Origin of the sequence: Nonomuraea turkmeniaca (assembly GCF_005889735.1) — a bacterium.
Taxonomy (GTDB): domain Bacteria; phylum Actinomycetota; class Actinomycetes; order Streptosporangiales; family Streptosporangiaceae; genus Nonomuraea; species Nonomuraea turkmeniaca.
Genome location: NZ_VCKY01000007.1, coordinates 12960 through 35852, shown reverse-complemented (window position 1 = coordinate 35852; position 22893 = coordinate 12960). Strand labels below are relative to the sequence as shown.

Annotated in this window: 13 protein-coding genes; 7 read left to right on the top strand and 6 right to left on the bottom strand. The window is 72.2% G+C overall.

The window, feature by feature from the left end:
* Nucleotides 1-4 precede the first annotated feature (4 nt).
* The 4 genes from ETD86_RS03350 to ETD86_RS03335 are packed head-to-tail and all read right to left on the bottom strand — an operon-like array spanning nucleotide 5 to nucleotide 9081.
* Entirely contained in the window at nucleotides 5-1495 is a 1491-nt protein-coding gene (locus ETD86_RS03350) for an alpha/beta fold hydrolase (protein WP_138664591.1), read from the bottom strand.
* Nucleotides 1492-2535, bottom strand: coding sequence for a Gfo/Idh/MocA family oxidoreductase (locus ETD86_RS03345; RefSeq protein WP_138664590.1), 1044 nt, complete (start codon nucleotides 2533-2535; stop codon nucleotides 1492-1494). Before ETD86_RS03345 ends, ETD86_RS03350 begins: the two co-directional genes overlap by 4 nt.
* Nucleotides 2532-3692: a saccharopine dehydrogenase family protein gene (locus ETD86_RS03340; protein WP_138664589.1), complete on the bottom strand. Its 1161-nt coding sequence runs from the start codon at nucleotides 3690-3692 to the stop codon at nucleotides 2532-2534. The genes ETD86_RS03345 and ETD86_RS03340 overlap by 4 nt, the downstream gene beginning before the upstream one ends.
* Nucleotides 3685-9081, bottom strand: coding sequence for an amino acid adenylation domain-containing protein (locus ETD86_RS03335; RefSeq protein ID WP_138664588.1), 5397 nt, complete (start codon nucleotides 9079-9081; stop codon nucleotides 3685-3687). Before ETD86_RS03335 ends, ETD86_RS03340 begins: the two co-directional genes overlap by 8 nt.
* Nucleotides 9082-9216: 135 nt before the next feature.
* Between ETD86_RS03335 and ETD86_RS03330 the strand changes: the two genes are divergently transcribed.
* Entirely contained in the window at nucleotides 9217-10425 is a 1209-nt protein-coding gene (locus tag ETD86_RS03330) for an isochorismate synthase (protein ID WP_211369801.1), read from the top strand.
* 7 nt (nucleotides 10426-10432) lie between these two features.
* The gene (locus ETD86_RS03325) at nucleotides 10433-11434 is read left to right on the top strand and encodes a methyltransferase (RefSeq protein WP_138664586.1); all 1002 of its coding nucleotides are present in this window, start codon (nucleotides 10433-10435) and stop codon (nucleotides 11432-11434) included.
* Nucleotides 11435-11475: 41 nt separating this feature from the next.
* Here the strand turns inward: ETD86_RS03325 and ETD86_RS03320 are convergent, their stop codons facing one another.
* Together ETD86_RS03320 and ETD86_RS03315 are read right to left on the bottom strand one after the other, a co-directional pair.
* Entirely contained in the window at nucleotides 11476-13134 is a 1659-nt protein-coding gene (locus ETD86_RS03320; protein ID WP_138664585.1) for an ABC transporter ATP-binding protein, read from the bottom strand.
* Nucleotides 13131-14759 carry an ABC transporter ATP-binding protein/permease gene (locus tag ETD86_RS03315; protein ID WP_138664584.1) on the bottom strand — a complete coding sequence of 543 codons (1629 nt, stop codon included), beginning with the start codon at nucleotides 14757-14759 and terminating at the stop codon, nucleotides 13131-13133. The genes ETD86_RS03320 and ETD86_RS03315 overlap by 4 nt, the downstream gene beginning before the upstream one ends.
* Before the next feature lie 336 nt (nucleotides 14760-15095).
* On the opposite strand from ETD86_RS03315, the gene ETD86_RS03310 reads away from it, so the two are divergent.
* The 5 genes from ETD86_RS03310 (at nucleotide 15096) to ETD86_RS58985 (ending at nucleotide 22335) form a co-directional block, all read left to right on the top strand.
* The gene (locus ETD86_RS03310; RefSeq protein WP_170222856.1) at nucleotides 15096-15944 is read left to right on the top strand and encodes an ABC transporter substrate-binding protein; all 849 of its coding nucleotides are present in this window, start codon (nucleotides 15096-15098) and stop codon (nucleotides 15942-15944) included.
* The gene (locus ETD86_RS03305; RefSeq protein ID WP_211369800.1) at nucleotides 15941-16954 is read left to right on the top strand and encodes a FecCD family ABC transporter permease; all 1014 of its coding nucleotides are present in this window, start codon (nucleotides 15941-15943) and stop codon (nucleotides 16952-16954) included. Before ETD86_RS03310 ends, ETD86_RS03305 begins: the two co-directional genes overlap by 4 nt.
* Nucleotides 16951-17988: a FecCD family ABC transporter permease gene (locus tag ETD86_RS03300; protein WP_138664582.1), complete on the top strand. Its 1038-nt coding sequence runs from the start codon at nucleotides 16951-16953 to the stop codon at nucleotides 17986-17988. Before ETD86_RS03305 ends, ETD86_RS03300 begins: the two co-directional genes overlap by 4 nt.
* Nucleotides 17985-18758 carry an ABC transporter ATP-binding protein gene (locus ETD86_RS03295; protein WP_138664581.1) on the top strand — a complete coding sequence of 258 codons (774 nt, stop codon included), beginning with the start codon at nucleotides 17985-17987 and terminating at the stop codon, nucleotides 18756-18758. The genes ETD86_RS03300 and ETD86_RS03295 overlap by 4 nt, the downstream gene beginning before the upstream one ends.
* Before the next feature lie 229 nt (nucleotides 18759-18987).
* Nucleotides 18988-22335 (top strand): S8 family serine peptidase, encoded by a 3348-nt coding sequence (locus tag ETD86_RS58985; protein ID WP_138664580.1) that lies wholly within the window; start codon nucleotides 18988-18990, stop codon nucleotides 22333-22335.
* The last annotated feature ends 558 nt before the right edge of the window (nucleotides 22336-22893 follow it).

The window sequence follows — 22893 nt, the reverse complement described above, 5'->3', positions numbered from 1 at the left end:
TCCCTCAGCGGGTCAGGACGATGATCTCGTTGGTGAGCTTGTGGCCGCGCATCCCCGACTCGGCCTCCAGCTCCTCGATGCCGAACGTGAACCACTCCTGCTCGACGTACATCCGCTTCACGACCTTGCCGGCGCGGGTGACGGTGAAGCTGGAGGCGTAGCGCATGGTTCCGGGCCCGCCGGGCTCGCCGCGCATCCACACCTCGTAGGTGTGCTCGCCGAGCTGCTCGCGGGCGATCCTCGCCGGGACCATCTCCTGGGGAGAGGACAGCGCCATCAGCTCCATGACGATGGGCGCGCCCGGCGGCATCCGTTCGGCGAGCTTCCTGAACAGCTCCTTGCGGTCGGCCTCGGTGAGATAGCCCATCATGCCGAAAGCGGTCACGGCGCTGATGCGATCGGGCAGCTCGGCGTGCTGGGCCAGCGAGGGCAGCACGGTGACGCGGCGTTTGAGATCAGGGTTGTTGGCGAGCTTGTTGATCAGAGCGATGCGCATGGCGGAGGACGGCTCGGTGGCGATGATCCGCGCATCGGGCAGCGTGGCGCCGACGACGTGGGTGGCCTGGCCGGTGCCCGCGCCGAGGTCCACCACGGGCCCGTAGGAGGGGTCGACGTCCGCGAGCGCGCCGACGAGGTGGTGGCGGATCTGCTCCCAGTGGGAGCCGGACAGCAGGTCGTAGATCTCGGCGACGTACATGTAGTCGTCGCGGAAGTCCTCGGTGAAGGGGTTGGCTTCGGTGGTGGTCATGGGACTCCTCTGGTGGTCGGGGTGGAGGCGCGCCACGACGGCCCGGACCAGCCGCTCGCGTTCGGGCAGCAGGTAGAAGTGCCCTCCGGGCAGGGCCAGCGCCTCACAGCCGGCGGTCGTGACCTCGGCCCAGGCGCGGGCGTCGGCGTCGGTGACGTCGTGGTCGCTCGTGCCGCGCAGGGCCGTGATGGGGCAGTCCAGCGGCGGGGCGGTGGCCGGGCGGTAGGTCTCGATCAGCCGGTAGTCGTTGCGGATGATCGGCAGCATCAGGGCCCGCAGCTCCGGGTCGTCGAGCAGGTGCGAGCCCGATCCGCCGAGCCTGGCCAGTTCCGCGGCGAGCGACGCGTCGTCGCTGAGGTGCACGGTTCCGCCGCGCGCGCGGCCGGGTCCTTCGTGGCCGGAGGCGAACAGGCGCACCGGCCGGGGCGCGTGCCTGCGCCGCAGCTCCAGCGCCACCTCGTAGGCGACGGCGGCGCCCATGCTGTGCCCGAAGAACGTGTACGGCCGATCGAGCAGCGGCTCGACCGCGTCGGCGAGCTGGGCCACCAGCCCGGCCATGGTGCTCTCCAGCGGATCGGCCAGCCGGTCCTCCCGGCCCGGATATTGGAGCGCGACCAGTTCGACGTCCTGCGGCAGCAGTGGAACCCAGGCCCGGTAGCCGCTGGCGGCCCCGCCGGCGTGCGGGAAACAGAACAGCCGCGTCGAGGCGCGCGGGCGCGGCTCGAACCGCCGCACCGCCCGGCTCATGTCAGCTCCTCCACCGGCAGCGGCCTGGGCTCGGGCAGATCGACGAGGTCGGGCGGGCCGAGCTTGCGGGTCAGCTCCTCCCAGAGCCGGCAGGTGGCCAGATGGTACTGGCCGGTGCGCATCGTGTCGGCCGTTCCCTGAATGGCCTCCCGTAGTCGCGCCAGTGCGTGGGCGACGCCGCCGGGCCAGACAGCGTCCATGAGGTGGGCGAAGGAGTCGCCGCCGGGCGGGCCGAGGGGGACGGTGGCGGTCAGCGGCGGTGCGGCCGACCCGTCCAGCACCAGGTTGCCGTCGGCGTCGCGGGGCGCGTGCAGGCGAGGGCTCCACAGGACGGGGCCGTGCGTGTCGGCCAGCGTCAGCACCCCGGCGTCGGTGCCGATCGCCACCCGGTGCAGGAAGTGGGCGTGGTTGTCGGGGTCCTTGTGGTGGAGCTGGTTCTGCACGCGCAGCGTGAGCGGCACGCCCGCGAGCGTGCCGTGCAGACTGCGGAACGGCCCGCCTGGCGCGGGCAGCGGCGCCAGGTCCGCGAGCGACCACGGCCGCAGCCGACCCAGCGCCTGGCCGAGGATGTCCACCATGGGGTAGGCCACCTGCACGGCACACGCGGCGTCGGCGAACAGCACCTGCCGCCTGGCGGTCAGCGCCCTCGCGGCCGCCACGAAGGACCGGATCGGCTCCAAGTGAACGTAGAAGGAGTTGAGCAGGTAGGCCGCTCCGGCCCGCCGGGCCTCGCGCAGGCAGCGGGCGAGCTCGTCACCGCTGATCGGCTGCTCGTGGAGCACGTGGACGCCGCGGCGCAGGAACTCCAGCGCCAGCTCGGTGCCCGCATGGGTGGGGCGTACCACGACGCAGGCCACGTCGACGTCCTCGGGAAGGCGTTGGTGCAGCGGCACGCCCCACCGCCGGGCCAGCGCCCGGGAGCGGTCGCTGCCTCGTGCCAGGATCCCGGCCAGTTCGAACCCTTCGGCGGCCAGCACGCCCTTGAGGTAAACCTGGCCGAAGCCGCTGCCGCAGACCACCACCCGGAGCGTGCCGGTCACAGCGTCCCGGCCTCGAAGTCCGCGCCCGCCTCGATGACCTCCAGCGTGCCGACCGCGGGCAGGCGGCGGGCCGCGGCGACGGCTGTCTCCGGGTCGAGCGCGTCGCCGGCGTAGTGAGCGCCGGGCGGCAGCGTGCCCGCCAGCAGGGTCCGCACGGCCAGGGCGCCCACCATGCCGGTCACCTGGTAGGTGTCGCGGGTGCGCAGCACGGCGGTGCGGGTGACGGGCACGCCGCCGGCGAGGCCGTCCATGCGGTAGACCATGAGGTAGTACGGCTCGCGCCCGCTGAGGTCGAGCATGGAGGCGCGCATGACGGCCTGGGTGGCCTCGGCCAGCTCCGTCTCGGTGGCGGGCTGGCCGGTGCGCATCCGGGTGAAGGCCATGCGGGTCTGGCTGCCGGCGAACACGTTGTACCAGTCGAGCGTCACCAGCCCCAGGTCGGTGGCGAGCCGCTCGGCCTCCCGGCTCAGGAAGGGCTGGAGCGAGACCCGGTCGGGGTAGAAGGGCAGCTCGGTGTCCGGGACGGCGCGTAACACGTGGTCGGCCCTGCGGCCGTCCCGCCAGGCCGCCATCCCGGAGCCGGAGGAGCCCCAGACCGCTCCGTCGCGCAGGCTGAGCACGAGGTCGGCGGCCGATCCCTCGGGTGCGGCCTCCAGCCCGCCCAGGTGGACGGTGAGCGCGGTCGGCTTGTCGAAGCCCTGCCGGGCCAGCCAGCGCGGCAGCAGCGTGGACAGCCCCGGGTAGATCCCGGCTGACAGCACCGCAGTCCGTCCGAACGCGGGCGGGTCGAGCGCGCTGAGCCGGGCGTGGACCGGGTCGTATCCGGACACGTCCGCGAAGTCGGCGCCCGCCGACAGGACGGCCCTGGCCACGCGGTCGCCGAAGACGAACGACGGCCCGGCGCAGGTGAGCACGACATCGCAGCCCTGGCTGAAGGACCGCAGGGACGCCTCGTCGGTGATGTCGACCTGTGCCGCCTGCGCCCCGTGGCCGGCCTGTCCGGCCAGCCGGTCCGCCGCCTCGCGCTTGCGGCTGCCCAGGCGCAGGCGAGGCGGCGGACCGGCGGCGTCCCACAGGGTCAGGTCGGTCAGTGCGGCCACGGCCGCCCGTCCGGCGGTGCCGGTCGCGCCGATGACTCCGACCAGCGGCTCACTCATCAGTGCTCACTCCCGGGCTCCACTCCTGGCCGAGGATGCGGCCGACGGTTTCCACGTGCGGGGACGACATGCAGGTGAAGTGGTCGCCGGGGATGTCCACGATGCGCAGCTCGCCCAGGCAGACCTCCTGCCAGTACGCGGTCATCTCCTCCTGCATGGGCGGCAGGAGCTGGACGAGCCCGCCGTCCCTGAGGAGCGTGATGTCGCCGGCGTACGGGTCGGGTCGGAAGCGGGCGATGGCGCGCAGGTTGTGCCGGAACACCTGGTACATCGTCTCCAGATAGCCCTCGTCCACCGGGAACCGCCCGGCCGGCATGGCCGCGACGATCGCCGCCAGGCGCTCGGACCGGCGCCGCTCCCCCAGGCGGCGGAAGCCGGCGGCGAGGTCGGCGAACCGGTCGTTGAGCGCGGCGATGGCGCCGTCGGGCAACCGTCCCGTGCCGGCCACGGCTGTCTCCATCGCCGCGGCCATGAGCCGGTCGTCGGTCGGGTAGCCGAGCGCGGCGAGGTCGGCGCCGAGGACCCTGGCGAAGGCGTACTCGATGACGAGGTCGTCCTCGACCTCGTACGGGACCCGGTAGGAGCTGATGACCGTGAGGGCGTCGACGGTGACGCCCGCCTCGGTGAGGATCCTGGCGGTCTCGGTCGCGATCAGCCCGCCCATGCAGTAGCCGACCAGCCGCACCCGGTCGATCCCCGCGTCGATGAGCCGCTGCGCGTGCTCGCCGGCCAGGCGCTCGATGAGCCCGTCGGCGTCCAGCCCGGCGTAGCCGCCGGCGTGGCCGGGCTCCAGTCCGAGCAGGCGCAGGCCGGGCGTGGCGGTGGTGAGCGCGGTGACCAGCCCCCGGTACGGGGCGAGCGAGCCGGTTCCCTCGTGCACCAGCACGGTGGAAACGCCGTCGCCCTCGTTGAGGGTGAGCAGCGGGGAGTACTCGGCTCCCGCCTCGCCGGGCGTTGACCGCAGGTACGCCGCCATGGCCGCGACCGTGGGCCGGCGCAACACCTGCCCGAGCACGGCGCCGAAGTCGTGTCCCGCGGCCAGCGGTTCCCGTTCGATCATCTGCCCGACCAGCCGGGCCAGCAGCAGCGAGTCGCCGCCCGAGACGAAGAAGTCGTCGCCCCGGCCCAGCCGCCCGTGGCCGAGCACCTCGCCCCATAGGACGATCAGGCGCGCCTCCAGTTCGTCGAGCGGCTCGGCGGCCGGGGCGGACGCCTCGTCCTCGTCCGGTCTGGTGGCCCAGCCGAGCAGCGTGGCGCGGTCGATCTTGCCGTTGGCGGTCAGCGGGAGGGCGTCCAGCAGTTGCAGGTGCGCGGGCGCCATGTGCTCCGGCAGCCGTGCCCGCAGGTGCTCCTCCAGCTCCGGCACGGTCACCGGCGTCCGATCGGCCTTGAATCTCGCGACGAAGACGTGCTGACCGAGGAGCGACCGCCCCTCGCCGGTGAGGGCGGCGGCCAGAGTGAGCTCGCCACCGGCCTCCTCGATCAGCTCCGTCCACTGCTCGCGGGTGAGCAGGGTCTGGTCGGCCGCCTGCCGTAGGTCGGTGAAGCCGGTCAACTGCTCGGTGAACTCCATGGACACCATCAGCGGCAGGTTCTCCGCCGTGCCTTCGATGAAGGCGAGCCAGCCGCCGGAGGCCAGCAGCTCGCGCAGCGCGGCGAGGGCGGCCGCCGCGTCCTTGGCCAGGTGCAGGGCGTTGCCCGCGACGATCAGATCGAAGGAGTTGGGCTGCAGGTCCTGGGCGCGGGGGTCGAGGTTGAGGTCGTACAGTCCGTAGCGGACCCAGGGGTAGGCGGCGAACGCCTCGCGGGCGTCGTTGAGGAAGAACGGCGAGACGTCGGTGAACAGGTAGTCCACCTCCACATCCAGCTCGGCCAGGGCGGGGATGAGCGCCGCGCTGGTGCCGCCGACGCCGGCGCCGACCTCGAGGACCCGCAGCGGCCGGCCGAGTGCCGTGACCGCGGCCACGAGGACGTCGTTCAGGTAGCGGTTCACCGGGTTGTCGCGGAAGGCGGCCCGCGCCGTCTCGGTCGAGGCTCCAGGGAACATCAGCTCCAGCGGGTTGGCCTCGCCGCGCAGCAGCTCCGGCAGCGCGGCCGCGCTGGCCCGCAGATACGTGACCAGCTCGCCGCCGAAGTCGAAGGCGGCGGCGCGCTCGTCCAGCACGGCCAGCCGCTCCTCGACCAGTTCCGGAGTGGCCAGGGCCAGGCCGTGGTAGCGGCCTTCGCCGTCGCGGTGCAGCAGCCCGTCCGCGGTCAGCGCCGCGAGCCAGCGGCGCAGCAACCGCTGGTGCTGCGGCGCGACCGCCAGCATGGCGGCGATGTCAGGCAGTGTGTGCGCGTCCTGATGGTGGGCGAAGAGCCCGGCGCCACGCAGAGCGGCGGCCATGGCGATCAGCGCGGCACGGTCGGCGAGGTCGACGAAGGCGGTCAGCGCGGTCAGGTCCTCGGCGGCCCGGCCTTTCTCAGCGGCCGCGATCCCCGCGTCCGCCACGGCGGCCCGCTCGGTCTCGTCTGCCTTCGCGCCTGCGGCCACCTGGGCGAAGGCCACCAGCCTGCGCCGCAGCGGGTCGTCCCCGTCGACCAGCGCGACCGCCGCGGCGACGGCGGGGTGCTCGGCGAGCACTGCCTCCACCTCGCCCAGCTCGACGCGGTGGCCACGGATCTTCACCTGGGTGTCGGTCCGGCCGAGGAACTCGATGTCGCCAGAGGGCAGGTAGCGGCCGTGGTCGCCGGTGCGGTAGAGGCGGCCGAGCTCGGGATGGACGATGAAGCGCTCGGCGGTGCGTTCGGGATCCCCGAGGTAGCCCTGAGCCAGACCGGCGCCGCCGATGTACAGCTCGCCGGCCACCCATTCGGGGCGGGGACGCAGTTGGGCGTCCAGGACGTGGAAGGTCTGGTTGGCCAGCGGCCTGCCGTACGGGATGCTCCGCCACCCGGCCGGCACCTCGTCGATGGGATAGGCGATCGACCAGATGGACGCCTCGGTGGCGCCGCCGAGGCTCACCAGCTCCATCAGCGGCAGCCGGGCGCGGATCGCCCCCGGCAGCCCGACCGGGATCCAGTCGCCGGACAACAACCCGAGCCGCAGGGTGAAAAGCTCGACGGCGGGCGTGGTGGCCAGGTAGTGCTGGAGCATCTGGAGCTGGGCGGGCACCGAGTTCCACAGGCTCACGGCGTGCTGGGCGATCAGCTCGGCCCAGTGCGAGGGGTCGGCGCGTCGGGCGGGATCGGGCAGCACGAGCGCGCCGCCCACGGCGAGGGGGCCGAAGATGTCGTAGACCGACAGGTCGAAGCCCAGGCCGGCGAGGCCGAGCACGCGGTCGCCGTACCCGACGTCGAAGCGCTGGTTGATGTCCTGCACGGTGTTGAGAGCGGCCCGATGGCTGGTCATCACACCCTTGGGTGCGCCGGTGGAGCCAGAGGTGTAGATCACGTACGCCAGGTCGTCAGGGTGGGCGCGGGAAGCCGGAGGCGGCTCATGGCCGGTGGCCTCCAGGGCGTCGACCTCGATGACGCGGACATCATCCGGCCACTGCGCTCCGGAGCCCGAGCAGGTGAGGACGTGACGTGCTCCGGCGTCGCGCAGAATGGTCTCGCGCCTGCGGGCGGGCAGGTCGTCGTCCAGCGGCAGGTAGGCGGCGCCGGCGAGCAGGACGCCGAGCACCGCGCTGACCTGCTCGGCCGACTTGGGCATCGAGACCGCGACGATCTGGCCCGTCACGTCCTGGAGCGCCGCGGCCACGGCGGTCGCCTCGGCCAGCAGGCCGCCGAAGGTGAGGGTGCGGTCCGGCGTGATGACGGCGGACCGAGCGGGCGCGGCCAGTGCCTGGGCCACCACGGCCTCGTGGAGCAGTCCGTCCGGCAGCGGCGCGGCCGTGTCGTTGGCCGCCTCCCTGCGCTGCCGGTGCGGCTCGGGCAGCGGCACCAGTGTGTGTTCGTGCCAGCCCAGGCCCGCCGCGAGGCGGTCGAGCAGGGCGGTGAACGCGGCAAACGCGTCCTCGATCATCCCGTCGGGGAAGACGCCGGCCCTGACGTCCCAGTTGATCACCAGCATGCCGCGCTGCTCGATGGCCTGGCAGTCGAGCCAGACCTGCGGGGTCTGGCTGAGACCCGCGACCGGCGGCTCGGCCAGCAGGCTCCCGGGCGGCGGCGCCTCCGCGTCCTGGTCCAGCCCGATGGTGCTGGTGTAGACGACGGGCATGAGGGCCGCGGCCCTGCCCTTCCGCCTGGCCAGCTCGCGCATCACCTCCACGCCGGAGCAGGTGCGGTGGTCGAGATCTGTCATGAGCCGGGCCTGCAGGTCCCGGGCCCGGTCGGCGAAGCCGGCCTCTGGCGCCGCCGGCTCCACGGCCAGCAGGCTGAGAGAGGTGAAGTCACCCACCAGCACGTCCACCTGCGGATGCAGCGGCAGCCGGTTGAGCAGTGTGAGGTTGAGCGTGAAGGCGGGGCTGCCGCTCCACCTGCCGACGACTTCGGCGTAGCCGGCCAGCACGGCCGCCGACGGGGTGAGGTTCTCCTCGGCGGCCCGCCTGCGCAGCGCCGCCCAACGGCCGGCGTCGATCGTGACGGTGTGGCGCTCGAAGCCCGCGCCGTCCCCCTCCGCGCGGGGCAGCTCGGGGGCGGGAGGCAGGTCGTCCAGGCGGCTCCACCAGTAGTCGCGGTCGCGCTCGTACCTGTCCGCCCCTGCCTGCCGGGTCGACCGCTCGGTCATGACGTAGTCGCGGAAGGTGAGCTCCAGCTCGGGACGCTCTCGGTCCGGGTCCCGGTAGAGCTCGTCCAGCTCGGTGAGCAGCCGCTGGATGCTGAGGTAGTCGGCGATCAGCAGGTCGATGGAGAAGTGCAGCCGGCCGGGAGTCGCCCGCAGGTCGAACAGCGGCCACTGGTCGGTGCGGTAGACCCGCTGGGACAGCTCCGCCCGGACCTCCTCCGGGTCGCCGGTGACGGGGATGCGCTGCCGGGGCACCTCGGGCAGGACCTGCTGGTATCCGTCGGGGTGGATGACGGCGCGGAGCATGTCGTGCCGGGCGATCAGCCGGTTCCAGGCGTCCTCGAGCCGGGGCTCGTCCAGCTCCGAGACGGCCAGTTCCATGTAGCCGTGGCAGGCGACCTCGCCGTAGTCGAAGGCGTCGTTCCTGCCCAGCAGGTACGCCGCCTGCACGTCGGTCAGCGGGAACGGCTCGTGTCGCGCGGCCGGGTCGGGACGCACGTCCGGCAGCCCGGACTCCTGCCGGAGGCGCTGGAGGATTCCGGCCTTGTGCGCTCGCAGGTCGGCCAGCCGCTCCGCGGTCATGACACCTGCCGGGGCCCGGTACCTCAGTTGATCACCTTCGTGCCAGAGGCGTACGCCGAGGCCTTGGAGCTGGGCGATGAGCTGGGTGGTGGTGGTCATGGACCGCCTTCCTCAGGCCAACGGAAAAGATTTTCATAATCGTTCCGCCTCGGACACTAAGGATCTGAGGGACATATCGTCAAGGGCTTGTGCAAACTATGAAAACAGTTATCGTTCTCTTCTGTGGCGGCTACCTTGATCGCACGCACAGTCGAGATTCCCGACCCGGGAGACCTCATCGCCCGGATCCCCATCCCCTCTGGTCTGGCCTGGGTACGGCACGGCGAAGGCCTCGTCGGCTGGGGCGAGGCCGCCCGCGTGCCCGTCCCGCCCGGGGCGGACCGCTTCGGTGAGGCCCAGGAGCGGCTCACCGACCTCTTCGGCCGGATGGAGGTCGAGGACGGCGTCGGCGAGCCGGGCTCCGGACCCGTGGCCTTCTGCGCGTTCACCTTCGACCTCGAAGCCGTCGGTTCGATCATGATCGTGCCCTCGACGATCCTGGCCCGCCGGAGCGGACGAGCCTGGCTGACGACCGTGGGCGTGCGTCCACCGACTCCCGCCATGCCTGTCCGGTCGCCTGCCGGGGTCACCTACGAGGACGACTACGCCGGCGCCGTGGACTGGATGCGCTGCGTGGAGAAGGCCCTCGCCGTGCTCGGCGGCGGCCGGCTCGGCAAGGTCGTCCTGGCCAGGTCGTTGTCGGCCTTCGCCGCCGAGCCGTTCGACGCCCGGGCGCTGCTGCGCAGACTCGCCGGCCGCTTTCCCGGCTGCTACGCCTTCGCCTGCGACGGGCTGGTCGGCGCCACCCCCGAGCTGCTGGTGCGCCGTACCCGCGACCACGTGGAATCCCTCGTCCTGGCCGGCACCACCCGGAGGGGGCGGGACCAGGAGGAGGACGCGGCCCTGGCCGCCGCCCTCGTCTCCTCCGCCAAGGACCGGGCCGAGCACGCCCACGCCGCCGACTCCGTACGAAACACGCTCCAGAAACTCTGCGCCGACCTGCACGCCGACGCCGACCCACACGTTCTCCCTCTCGCGAACGTCCAGCATCTGGCCACCGCCATCAGCGGCAGGCTTTCGGCACGCCGCGGCATCCTGGACGTCGCCGCCGCCCTCCACCCCACCCCGGCCGTCTGCGGCACTCCCCCAGGACCGGCCATGGAGCTCATCCGCGAGCTGGAGCCCGCCGGACGCAACCGCTACGCCGGCCCGGTGGGGTGGCTCGACGCCGCGGGCAACGGCGAACTCGGTATCGCCCTGCGCTGCGCCGAGGTGAGCGGCCACCAGGCCCGGCTGTACGCCGGATGCGGGATAGTCGCCGAATCCGACCCCGCCGCCGAGCTGGCGGAGACCCGGCTGAAGTTCGAGGCCATGCAGTACGCCATCGGAGCCGACCCCCGTTAGGAACCCCATGCACGACGAAGCCACCCGCCTGCTCACGACGCTGATCTCGCCCTGGACCGCCCGCGCGGTCTACACGGCGACCCGTCTCGGCCTGTTCGACGCGCTGGCCGGCGAACCAAGGTCAGCGGGCGAGCTCGCCGACACGCTCGGCCTCAAAGCCGAGCCCCTGTCCCGGCTGCTGCGCCTGCTCTCCGGCCTGGACCTGTTAGAGCGGCGGCCCGGCCCCGCCTACGGCCTGACCTCCTCTGGCCGGCTGCTCCGCACCGGCGTCGAGGGATCGCTGCGCGGACTGGCCGTCCTGTACGGAGAGGACTACTTCGCCCGCGCCTGGGAGCATCTGGACAAGGCCTTGCGCACCGGCACCCCCGCCTTCGACCAGGCCTTCGGCAACTCCGTCTTCGACCACCTGGGCGCCCGTCCCGACGCAGCCGCGATCTACAACGAGGGCATGGCCGCCACCGCGGCCTTCATGCGGGCCGTTCCCGAGGCGTGCGACCTGTCGGTCGTCCGCACCGTCGTCGACGTCGCCGGCGGCAACGGCGCACTGCTGGCGGTCCTGCTCCAGGCCGCCCCCCACGCACGGGGCGTGCTGCTCGACCTGCCCGAGGTCGCGGCGGCCGCCTCCGCGCACCTGGCGACGCTGGGCATGGCGTCGCGCTGCGAGACGGTGGGCGGAGACTTCTTCGCCAGGGTCCCGCCCGGCGGCGACCTCTACGTGCTGTCCCGGACCCTCCACAACTGGGACGACGCGCAGTGCCAGACCATCCTCGGCAACTGCGCGGCCGCCATGCCGCCCGGCGCGCGACTGCTCGTGATCGAGCGAATGATCCCCACCCATCGTGATCCCGTCCTCACCCTCGCCTTCGACCTCCACATGCTCGTGATGACCACCGGACGGGAACGGACCGAGGAGGAGTACGCCGAGCTGCTCGTCAAGGCGGGACTGATCCCCGAGGAGCCGGCCGATCTGCCGATCGGGCTGGCGTTGCTACCCGCCCGCAAGCCTTAAGTGCCGGCGTTCAGCCGGTCTGACCACGTCGTGGGCGACCTTCACGACTGTCGCGCGAACAGGTGGGACAGCCGCTCGCTGAGCTCGTCGTAAGAGCCTTCGGCGGCCACGCGTCCTTCCTCCAGGAGCACGATGTGGTCCGCTCTGCGGATGGTGGACAGGCGGTGCGCGATGACGAGCGTGGCCCGGCCGGCGGCCGCCTCCCGGAGCGCCTCGGCCAGGCGGGCCTCGTTGTCGGTGTCGAGGTTGGCCACCGCCTCGTCGAGCACGAGCACCGGCGCGCCCGTGGCGAGCGCCCGGGCGACGGCCACTCTGGCGCGCTGGCCGCCGGAGAGCGTGACGCCCCGCTCGCCCACCGGCACTGCCGGGTCGATGGCGAGCTGGGCGGTGCGCAGGGCGCTCGCCACGTCGGCGCCCGGGGCGCCGAGCCGTACGTTGTGCTCGATCGTGCCGGCGAACAGGTGCACGTCCTGCGGCACCACCGTGACGTGCCGGTGGAGGCCGGCGATGCGTGGCAGCGGCACACCGCCCACCAGGACGCGGCCGCTGTCCGGATCCCAGTAGCGCAGCAGCAGTGACACGCAGGTGGACTTGCCCGCGCCGGAGGCGCCGACCAGAGCGACGGTCTTGCCGTACGGAATGCGGAAGGACACCCCGCGCAGCACCTCGGGTCCGTCGGGCGTGTACCGGAAGCGCACGTCCTCGAAGACCACGTCCGGCTGGGCGGAAACCTCGAGAACCTCTCGCGGCGGGGGCACGTTGGCGGGCGCGGTGACCAGCGTGTGCACCCGATCGGCCGCCGCACGCAGGGTGCCGTACTCCTTGAGCAGCAGCGCCACCTGCGCCGCCGGGCCGAGCGAGCTGGCCGCCAGCACCATGGCCACCGGTGCGTCTCCAGGGGACCGGATCACCGTCGCGATCAGCAGCAGTGTCCCGGCCGCCGCGACGGCGATGAGCAGGTCGGTGACGGACGCCTCGAGCCCGCCGCGTGCCGCGTTCGCCGCCTGGGCGCGCGCCAGCCGGCTCGTCTTGCGCGCCAGCAGGTCCCTGCGGCGCTCCAGTGCGCGGAAGGCCGTCAACTCGCGCATGCCCTGCACGGTGTCCACCACGTCGGAGGTCAGCTCGGCGGTGGCGGCACGTAGCTCATCGCCTTGCGCGCGGGAGGCCTTGCGCAGCCACAGCGGCACGGTGAGCACGCACGCCGCGAGCGGCAGCGACACGAGCAGCAACAGGGGGTCGATCATCGCGGCGGCCACGCTCCCGGCCGCCAGCACCGTGCCCGCCGTGATGAGCTGCGCCAAGGTATGGGCGAAGAGCCACTCCAGGGTCTCGATGTCCGACAGCACGGCCGCCGACAGGTCCCCGCTGCGGCGGCCCAGCAGGCGGGCCGGGGCGATCCTGGCGACCGCGTCGTACACCTGCCCGCGGAGCTTGGCCAGCACCAGGTACGCCAGATCGTGCGCGACGTACGACTCCCACCACGCCGCCGGCACCGCCACCGCCACCAGCCCGCCGAGCACCGCGCCGGCCAGGTCGAGCGGCGCGCTCTGCCCGCTGATCGCGCGGCCCACCAGCCAGGCGCCGGCTACGGCCGCGCCGAGCGCGGCGAGCTGGCCCAGCAGGTTCGCGACAAGGGTGGAGAAGAAGGCCCGGCGGTGGGCGCCGACCGCGCCCGCGAGCCAGCGGATGGACGGGGTCATGCCACGGTCTCCAGGACGGTTCCGTTCTCCAGGGCCACCACGCGGTCGGCCTGACGGATGGTGTCGGGCCGGTGGGCGATCATCAGGCAGGTACGCCCCCGCCGCACCTCGGACAGGGCCTGCTCGGTACGTGCGTCCACGTGCGAGGTGGCCTCGTCGAGCACCAGGACGGGGGCGTCGGCCAGCAGCGCCCGCGCGATGGCCAGGCGCTGCCGCTGCCCGCCCGAGAGCGTCGCCCCACGTTCGCCCAGCCGCGTGTCGTAGCCGTCGGGGAGCTCGGCGATGAAGTCATGGGCGCAGGCCAGCCGGGCGGCGGCGGTCAGTTCCTCGTCGGTGGCGTCCGGGCGGGCCAGGCGCAGGTTCTCGGCCACCGTGCCGTGGAAGAGATAGGTGTCCTGCGCCACGACCGCGACGCCGCCGCGCAGCGCGTCGAGCGTGAGGTCGCGGACGTCGACCCCGCCGACGCTGATCGTTCCCCGGTCGGGGTCGTAGTGGCGCTGCAGGAGGGCGGCCAGGGTGCTCTTGCCCGCGCCGGACGGGCCGACGAGCGCGACGGTCTGACCGGCCTCGACGGTGAAGTCGACCTCGCGTACGGCGGGAGATTTCGAGCCCGGGTAGGTGAAGGTGACGTCTTCGAACCTGATGGCGGGTGCCGAGGGGAGGTCGTGCCGCGTCCCGCGGTCCTCGACCGTCGGGGGCGCCGACAGCAGGTCCTCGACGCCATCGACCGCCGTTATCCCGAGATATCCGGCGTGCCAGGCTTCGGAGAGGTTCTTCACGGGACGAAAGCACTCCACGGCGATCACCAGGACCGCGAACATCTCCCACGCGCTGCCCGCCGTCGTCGCCGCGAGGATGGCCCCGGCGGTGCCCGCCTGGATGAAGAAGGCGCTCACCCCCGTCTCCACCAGCGAGATCCTGAGCTGGCGCATGGTGGTGAGATAGAGGTCGTGCGCCCGCCCGGCCAGCCGCGTCCCCAGCGTGCCGACGGCCCCGAACGCCCGCAGCGTGGCCATGCCCTGCATCGCCTCCAGATGGTCGGCGGCCAGCTCCGCGAAGGCGGCCCAGCGACCGCGGCCCCGCCTGAGCAACGTGGCGTCCCAGAACCTGGGAATGATCAGGACAGCCGCCACGGCGACGCCCAGGATCGTCGCGGCCGCCGCGTTCACCGAGAACAGCCAGCCGACCAACGCCACCGGCACGCAGAAGGTGACCACGACCTGCGGCAGATAGCGGCTGAAGTACGGGTCCATCCCTTCGACGCCGTCGACCAGCGTGGTCTGGACGTGCCCCGTGCGGACGCCGGCCAGGTGGGCGGGGCCCAGCCGGCTCAGGTGGACGATCAGCCGGTCGCGCAGCCTGGCCCTGATCAGCGCGCCCGCCCACACTCTCACCGTCTCCCTGGCCCACAGCAGCGCCGCGCGTAAGGCGATCACGGCAAACGCCCAGGCGAGCAGGCGCACCGCGGCTGGCGCATCCCCGCGCACCAGGGCCGCCAGCGCCGCGGCGACCAGGACCGCCTGGGCGACATAGGCGGCGCTGACCGCCAGTCCCAGCCCCACGCAGGCCGCGATCGGCCCTTTCACGCTGTCGGCCAGCTGCAGCAGCCGGCGATGAACGATCACGTGCTGTCCTTGCTCTCCAACAGCCGTCCTTCCTGATCCGGGGAAGTTCGACCTTGCCCCTTGATGCGAAGCGAGCGTAAATGATAACTATTTTCACTGTCTAGTGTTGATAATGGTTTTCACATCTGGAGGTTCCATGCGCTGCGGCGCTTTCTCCCTCGGCGGGCAACAGGCCTGGCCGGCGGTCGCGGACGCCGACGGGGCCGACCGGCGATGAAGGGATTTTTCATCGCCCTGATCTCACTGGCCCTGGTGGCGTCCTGTGGCCAGAGCGGTCCGCGAACCAGCGCCGCATCCTCGGCGAAGCCGCAACCCTCGGTCTCGACCGACTCGCCGGTGACTCCGGTCAGTGCGGCATTGACCGTCACCGATCCGCACGGCAAGACGTTCACACTGCCCAAGAAGCCTGAGCGCGTGGTCTGCCTGACGGGCCTGTGCGACGACGCACTCGTCGAGCTGGGCCTGACGCCGGTGGCCACAACTCTGCCCAAGCTGCTGTCCCGCCCCGACTACCTGGGCGCGAAGGGCGCCGCCGTTCCGGTCATCCCTGGCAGCTTCGGCGGCGAGGACGTCGCCAAGATCGCCGAGGCGAAGCCCGACCTGGTGATCGGACTCGCCGGGGTGCACGACCAGCTCAGGACGGCCGTGGAGAAGTTCGCGCCGCTGTGGGTGGTGCAGGTGAAGTCGTACGAGGACTCGGTCGGATACCTGCGTGCGCTGGCTCAGCTCACCGACCGGGGGGAGCAGCAGGCTGCGGCCGAGAGCAGGTTCCGCGCCAAACTCGCCGAAGGGGTCGCCCGGGCCAAGGCAGCGGGGCTGGACAAAAGGCCGGTGCTGGCGATGTACGGCGGGACCTCGGTGGGCGTGAACACCACCGAAGACGTGCTGGGCCACTTCATGTCACGCTTCTTCGCCTATCCCTGGCCCAGCAAGGGCGGCGGCTTCGAGACCGCGCAGGCCTACAGCATCGAGGAGATCCTGGCCAAGGCACCCCAGGTGATCTTCGTCCAGTCGTTCGGGACCTCGGTCACCGAGAGCTACAAGGACAATCCGGTGTGGGAGCGCGTTCCGGCGGTGGCGTCGGGCAAGGTGTTCGAGGTGCCGACCGAGCTGTGGGCGTCGGGCCGCGGCACCAGGGCGTTCGGCATCATCCTGGACGAAGCGCTCGCCAAGGCCACCGGGTGAGCACTGCGCTCGATGGACGTCCGGCGAAGGCCGCCGGGCGTCCGGTCGCGGTCGCGCCGTGGGCGGCCGGGCTCGGCCTCGCCGTTGTGGCCCTGGCCGGTCTGTGCCTGGGCACGCCGTTCGTGGCCCCGCAGGACCTCCTCTCGGCCTCCCCCGATTCGATCGCGTACGTCGTGGTGTGGGAGCTGCGCGTCCCCCGGGTGCTGATCGGCCTGGCCGGCGGCGCCGCGATCGGCACGGCCGGGCTGCTCCTGCAGGAGTCACTCAGGAACCCGCTCGCCGTGCCCGAGATGATCGGCGTCTCGACCGGGGCCGCGCTGGCCGTGAGCGTGTGCGTGGTGTGGGCTCTGCCCGTGCCGCTCTCGCTGTATCCGCTGGCGGGCCTCCTGGGCGCCGCGTGCGGCGGGCTCGTCACGTTGGCCGCGGCCAGGACGGGCCGGACCGCCGGCGGCGTCCTGCTGATCGGCGCGGCGGTGTCGACCGGCATCCAGGCGTTGCTGCTGGCCGTGATGGCCACCGCCGACCGCCTCCAGTACGACATGCTCTTCCGCTACCTCGTCGGGAGCCTGTCCGGCCTGATGTGGGAGCAGGCCTCCAGGACGCTGCCGTGGTTCGCCGCCGCGATCCCGCTCGTGGTGCTCTGCGTGCCCGCGCTCGGCCTGCTGCGCCTCGGGGACGACGCGGCCGCCTCTCTCGGCAGCCGCGTGAACCGGGCCCGGCTGGGGGTCCTCGCGGTGTCGGCGTTGCTGATCGGCGTCGTGACGGGTCCCTGCGGCCCCATCGCATGGGTCGGATTCCTGGCCCCCGTGGTGGCCAGGAGGTTGCGCCCGCATGCGGGCATCCGGGTCTGGCTGCCCTGGTCGGCCGCGCTGGGCGCGCTGGTCACGCTGACGGCCGACGTGGCGGCGCGGCTGGCGTTCGCTCCGGTGGAGACCCCTCTCGGGGCGTGGACGGCGCTGGCCGGCGTGCTGACAGGGGCCCTCCTGCTGCGAAGGCGAGCACCCGCATGACGCTCGCGAGAAGGCGGACGCCCGCTGACGTCCCCGATGAGCCGGGCACCCACACCACGGCCGTCCCCAGGGCCGGGTCCGGGCGCGTGGCCGCGGTGGCCATACTGTTCCTCGTCGTCGCGGCCACGCACCTGGCCGTCTCCGGACAGCCACTCGGCGCGATCGCCGGCCTGCTCGACGGCACGGTGAACGGCCAGGCCGAGAAGATCGTGTGGGAGCTGGGCGTGCCGCGGCTGCTCACCGCGCTGCTCACCGGCGCGGCCATGGGCGTCTCCGGATTCGTGCTGCAGGCGACGCTGCGCAATCCGCTGGCCGCGCCCGAGTTCTCCGGCGTGAACCCCGGCGCGGTGCTCGGCATCCTGGGAGGGCTCACCCTCGGCCTGTTCCCCGCCGACTCCGCGGCGGGGGCACTGCTCGCCGCGCTGGCCGGAGGCGCCCTGGGCGGCGGGATCACCTGGTTGTTGTCGGCCCACCGCGACCCGGCCAATCTGGTGGTCCACGGCCTGCTCGGCAGCGCGCTGCTGGCCGGGCTGACGACGATGTTGCTGGCCTACCAGCCCAGTAGATTCGGCAACGCGCTGCGCTGGCTGATCGGCTCGGTGGACGGGCGGGTGTGGGAACACCTGGCCGTCGCCTCCTGGTGGATCGCCGGCGGCATCGCCGTGGCGTGGGCCTGCTCGGGAATGCTGGCCGTCCTGTCCCCCAGCGACGATCACGCCGCCTCGCTCGGCCTGCACCCCGGCCTCGGCCGGGCCGTGGCGCTGACCGTGGCGATCGCGCTGACCGCGGGTGCGGCCAGCCTGTCGGGGGCGATCGCCTTCGTCGGCCTGGTCACCCCGCACGTCGCCCGCAGGCTGGGCGGCGGCGTCCTCACCGCGGCCGTCGCCGGGGCCATCGCGCTCGCCGGCGCGGACACCCTCGCCCAGCTCGCCGGCCACCTCCTCAACGGCACACACCGGCTCGGCGTCCCGACCGGCGTGATCACCGCTCTGGCCGGCTCCGCCATCCTGATCAGACTGGGAAGATCGCAATGAGCGTCATGGTCCAGGACCTGCACTTCTCGTACGGCCCGCGCCCGCTCCTGGCCGGGGTCGACCTCACCATCGAGCCAGGCGAGTTCGTGGCCCTGGTCGGCGTCAACGGATGCGGCAAGAGCACGCTGCTGCGCCTGATCGCGGGCCTGCTCAAGCCGTCGTCCGGCCGCATCCTGCTCGGCGGCGCGGAGCTCGGGACCCTGTCCCGCAGGCAGGTGGCCCAGCGGCTGGCGGTCCTGCACCAGAGCCTTCCGCCCGTTCCCGCGCTGACCGTGCGCCAGCTCGTCCGCCAGGGCCGATACCCGCACCGGGGACCGCTGGGCCTGCTGTGGGAATCGGACACCATGGAGCAGGCGCTGGAGCTGACCGGAGTCGCCCACCTCGCCGACCGCGTCCTCGACACACTCTCCGGCGGCGAGCGCCAGCGCGTACGGCTGGCGCTGGCCGTGGCCCAGGACACCGGCATCCTGCTCCTGGACGAGCCGACCGCGCACCTGGACATCCGCCACCAGCTGGAGGTCCTCGAACTGGTGAGAACCCTGCGCGCGACGCGCGGCCTCACCGTCGTGACCGTCCTGCACGACCTGGACCACGCCGCCCGATTCGCCGAACGCATCGTCGCGCTCCACGGGCGACGGGTGTGGGCAGACGGCAAGCCGAAGGACGTGATCACGCCGGAGCTGCTGGCAGAGGTGTTCGGGGTGGCCGGTCGCGTGGTCACCGACGAGTTGCACGGGACTCCTCGCTGCCTGCTCGACACGCCCCTATGACCAAATGTGCCGGATCGCCGACAGGATTCTGGCAAGTCAGTAGGGTTCCCGGTCAGGAGATCGCTGCTTACACTCCGGTTCGGAACCGACGCCCTACCGGGCAGACGTTCCACTCGTCACCCACCGGGGAGGGTCAGTGATCTCTCCGGTGTGCCTGTGTACGGAGTGACACGACACCTCCCGGGCGGCCTGGCGGGTCCACGCAGCCCCCTCAAAGCGGAGGTACTTCGTGTCTTCCAGCGCCCTCTTATCCCGCGTGCGGCGGCTTGTCCCGGTCTCCGTCGGGCTGAGCGTCGTCGTCGCCATGGGCCCGGCCGCGGCCCTGGCAACACCCACGCCCCCGACCCCGTCCCCGTCGGCGAAGCAGTGGACGTCCACTCCCCTCACCCCCGCCGAGGTCGTCGACGGCGCCAAGTCCCCGACGGGCAAGCTCGCCAAGAGCGACCCGGCCCTGCTGCGCAACACCTCATCGAAGCCGGTCAACGTCGTGGTCAAGCTGGACTACGACTCCCTGGCCGCCTACCAGGGCGGCCTGCCCGGCCTGCCCGGTACGAGCCCGGCCGTCACCGGCAGGGCCCTCGACACCAGGAGCTCCGAGGCCAGGAGGTACGGCGAGCACATCGAGGAGGTCGAGAACGCCTTCCTCGCCGAGCTGACCAGGAAGGTCCCCGGGGCCGAGGTCGGCCAGCGGATCAGGACGGTGTACGGCGGCATCGCGCTGCGCATCCCCGGCGACAAGGCCGCCGAAGTGCTGAAGCTGCCCGGCGCGGTCGCCGTGCAGGAGGACAAGCCTCAGCAGCTCCTCACTGACTCCAGTCCCGCCTTCATCGGCGCGCCCACCGTCTACGGCAAGCTCGGCGGCAGCGACTCGGCCGGCAAGGGCGTGATCGTGGGCGTGCTGGACTCCGGCGCCTGGCCCGAGCACCCGTCCTTCGCCGCCCGATCCGGCCTGCCCGATCCGGGGCCGACCAAGGACGGCACGCCGCGCGTGTGCGACTTCGGCGACAACCCGACGACTCCGGCCGGCGACCCGTTCACCTGCAACAACAAACTCGTCGGCGGGCAACCGTTCCTGGAGACGTACAACGCGGTCTTCGGCGGCGAGGTCTACCCCGACAGCGCCCGCGACTCCAACGGCCACGGCACCCACACCGCGAGCACGTCCGCCGGCGGCCCCGTGGCCGACGCGAACCCGCTGGGCATCAGCCGCGGCCCGATCCACGGCATCGCGCCCGGCGCCGCGGTCTCGGTCTACAAGGTGTGCGGAGCGGAGGGCTGCTTCCCCTCGGACTCGGCACAGGCGGTGGCGCGGGCCATCCTGGACGGCGTCCGGGTCATCAACTTCTCGATCTCCGGCGGCAGCGACCCGTACAGCGACCCGGTGGAGCTGGCGTTCCTCGACGCGTACGCGGCGGGCGTGCTGGTCTCGGCGTCGGCGGGCAACTCCGGGCCCGGCCCGGACACCACCGACCACCTCGGCCCCTGGACGACCACGGTGGCCGCCTCCACGCAGACCAGGACGTTCCAGTCCACGATCACGCTGACCGGCGGCGGCGCCACGGCGACGATCAAGGGCGCCTCGATCACGCCGGGGATCGGCTCGCCGCTGCCCGTGGTGCTCGCCTCGGCGCCGCCGTACTCGCGGCCGCTGTGTGACGCCCCGGCGCCCGCCGGGCTGTTCACCGGCAAGATCGTCGCCTGCGAACGCGGCCCGAACCGGGTGCTGAAGGGCTACAACGTCATGCAGGGCGGCGCGGCCGGGATGATCCTCTACAACAGCTTCCCGTTCGACGTATTCACCGACGCCCACTGGATCCCGTCGGTGCACGTCGACAAGCCGGAGGCCGACACCCTGCTGAGCTTCCTGTCCGCGCACCCGGACGCCGCCGCGTCCTTCACCCAGGGCGCCAAGAGCACCTGGCAGGGCGACGCGATCACCCACTTCTCCTCGCGCGGCCCCGGCGGGGACTTCCTCAAGCCGGACGTCACCGCCCCCGGCCTGCACATCATGGCGGGCATGACCCCGACCCCCGAGTCGCCTCCGGAAGGACCGCCCGGCAACCTGTACCAGGTCATCTCGGGCACGTCCATGTCGGCGCCGCACGTGGCGGGGGCGGCCGCGCTGCTGTTCGCCCTGCATCCCGGCTGGACACCCGGACAGGTGAAGTCCGCACTGGAGACCACGGCGAAGACCACGGTCACCAAGCAGGACCGGACCACCCCGGCGGACCCGTTCGACATGGGCGGCGGGCGCATCGACCTGACCAAGGCCGGCGACCCCGGTCTGACGCTGGACGAGAGCGCGGCCGGCTTCGTCGCCTCGGCCGCCGACCCGCTCAACCGGATCGACCTCAACCTCCCGTCGGTGAACGCCCCGACCATGCCGGGCGTCATCACCGCCAAGCGCACGGTCACGAACGTGACGAACAGGACGCTCACGTTCACCACCTCGGGCAAGACCGTCAGCGGCGCCGACATCACGGTGCTGCCGCCGCGCTTCTCCGTCGCGCCGGGCAAGAGCGCCAAGCTGAGCGTGGTCATCACCGCGCCCGACCTGCCCGACGGGCAGTACTTCGGCCAGGTGGACCTCAAGCAGGTCGGCGGCTCGCGCGCGCTGCACCTGCCCGTGGCGTTCTTCCGCCAGGAGGGCGCGGTGCCGGTCGACCAGACCTGCGCGCCGGAGACCATCGCCAGGAACACCGGCGAGTCCACCTGCACGGTCACCGTGCAGAACAACACGCTCGAGAACGCGGAGGTGACCGCGCTCAGCACGCTCGACGCCCGCCTGCGCCTGAACAGCGTCACGGGAGCCACCAAGATCGGCACCCAGGTCGCGACCACGAAGGCGACACTGGCCGCCAGGCAGCCCGCCAGGCCGACGATCGCACCGGGCGCCGGACCGGCCGGGTACGTCCCGCTGGACACCTTCGGCGTCACCCCGATCCCGGTCGGTGACGAGCAGGCGGTGAACTTCACCCTTCCCGCGTTCACCTTCGCCGGCCAGAGCCACACCAGGCTCGGCGTGACCTCCAACGGCTACAGCGTCGCCGGCGGCGCCACCTCCGGCGACATCACCTTTACCCCGCAAACGCTGCCCGACCCGGCACGCCCGAACGGCGTGCTCGCCCCTTACTGGACCGACCTCGACGGCACCGGCGCCCCAGGCATTCTCGCCACGATCCTGTCCAGCGGGGCCAACAGGTGGCTGGTGGTGGAGTGGCGGCTGAACCTCTTCGGCACCACCGACACCAAGGTGTTCCAGCAGTGGATCGGGCTCAACGGCACGGAGGACGTCAGCTACGCCTACGACCCGGCCAACCTGCCCGGCGCACCCCCGGCGAGCTACGGCCTGACCGTGGGCGCCGAGAACCAGGAGGGCACCGCAGGCGACCAGATCACCGGGCCGCCCACCGAAGACCTCGTCGTCAAGAGCACACCCGCGGTTCCCGGCGGCACCCTGACGTACTCGATGAAGGTCAAGGGGGTCAGCCCGGGCGTCGGCAAGGTGACGACGGCCACCTCGACACCGCAGGTCCGCGGGATCACCGTCGAAGTGGACAAGATCACCGTCCAATGATCTGACCGCAGCCGCGGGCGGAACAACCGCCCGCGGCTACCGCGCGCGATGATAATCGTTCGGGAAGATCGTCAAGGACGCCGGGATGCCCGCGTATTACTGGACGCCCCGCGAGATGCGCCACAGCTTCTTCTCACTCCTCTCCGACTCCTGCGTCCCCTGGAAGACATCGCCCGCCTGGTCGGCCACAGCGGCACGGCTGTGACGGAAGCCGTCGACCGCAAGCAGATCCGCCCCGTAGTCACTCAGTTAGTCACCCAGCAATGCGAAAGGGTGCCACCCTGATGAGTGACACCCTGCTCGACCAGCGAAAACCTGCTCGGGACGACAGGATTTGAACCTGCGACCCCTTGACCCCCAGAACGTAGGGGTAGCGGTTTTCACAGGTCAAATGCCCTGCACGGGTATGGCAGTACGTTCGCTGAACAGCGGCTCGTTCAAGCGGACCACTACCGCAAGCGTGCTCCTACTGTCAGCGATAGCTGCCGTCGTCTCCTTCCGACACATACATGAACTGGCCTTGAAAACGGCGAGGAGTTTCCCAGGTGGAGAAGCGTG

What these genes read in the sequence shown, in the direction of transcription:
- ETD86_RS03335 (WP_138664588.1), bottom strand. Translation starts at nt 9,081, where the DNA reads ATGACCACCACCACCCAGCTCATCGCCCAGCTCCAAGGCCTCGGCGTA.
- ETD86_RS03340 (WP_138664589.1), bottom strand. Translation starts at nt 3,692, where the DNA reads ATGAGTGAGCCGCTGGTCGGAGTCATCGGCGCGACCGGCACCGCCGGA.
- ETD86_RS03295 (WP_138664581.1), top strand. Translation starts at nt 17,985, where the DNA reads ATGAGCGTCATGGTCCAGGACCTGCACTTCTCGTACGGCCCGCGCCCG.
- ETD86_RS03350 (WP_138664591.1), bottom strand. Translation starts at nt 1,495, where the DNA reads ATGAGCCGGGCGGTGCGGCGGTTCGAGCCGCGCCCGCGCGCCTCGACG.
- ETD86_RS03320 (WP_138664585.1), bottom strand. Translation starts at nt 13,134, where the DNA reads ATGACCCCGTCCATCCGCTGGCTCGCGGGCGCGGTCGGCGCCCACCGC.
- ETD86_RS03325 (WP_138664586.1), top strand. Translation starts at nt 10,433, where the DNA reads ATGCACGACGAAGCCACCCGCCTGCTCACGACGCTGATCTCGCCCTGG.
- ETD86_RS03300 (WP_138664582.1), top strand. Translation starts at nt 16,951, where the DNA reads ATGACGCTCGCGAGAAGGCGGACGCCCGCTGACGTCCCCGATGAGCCG.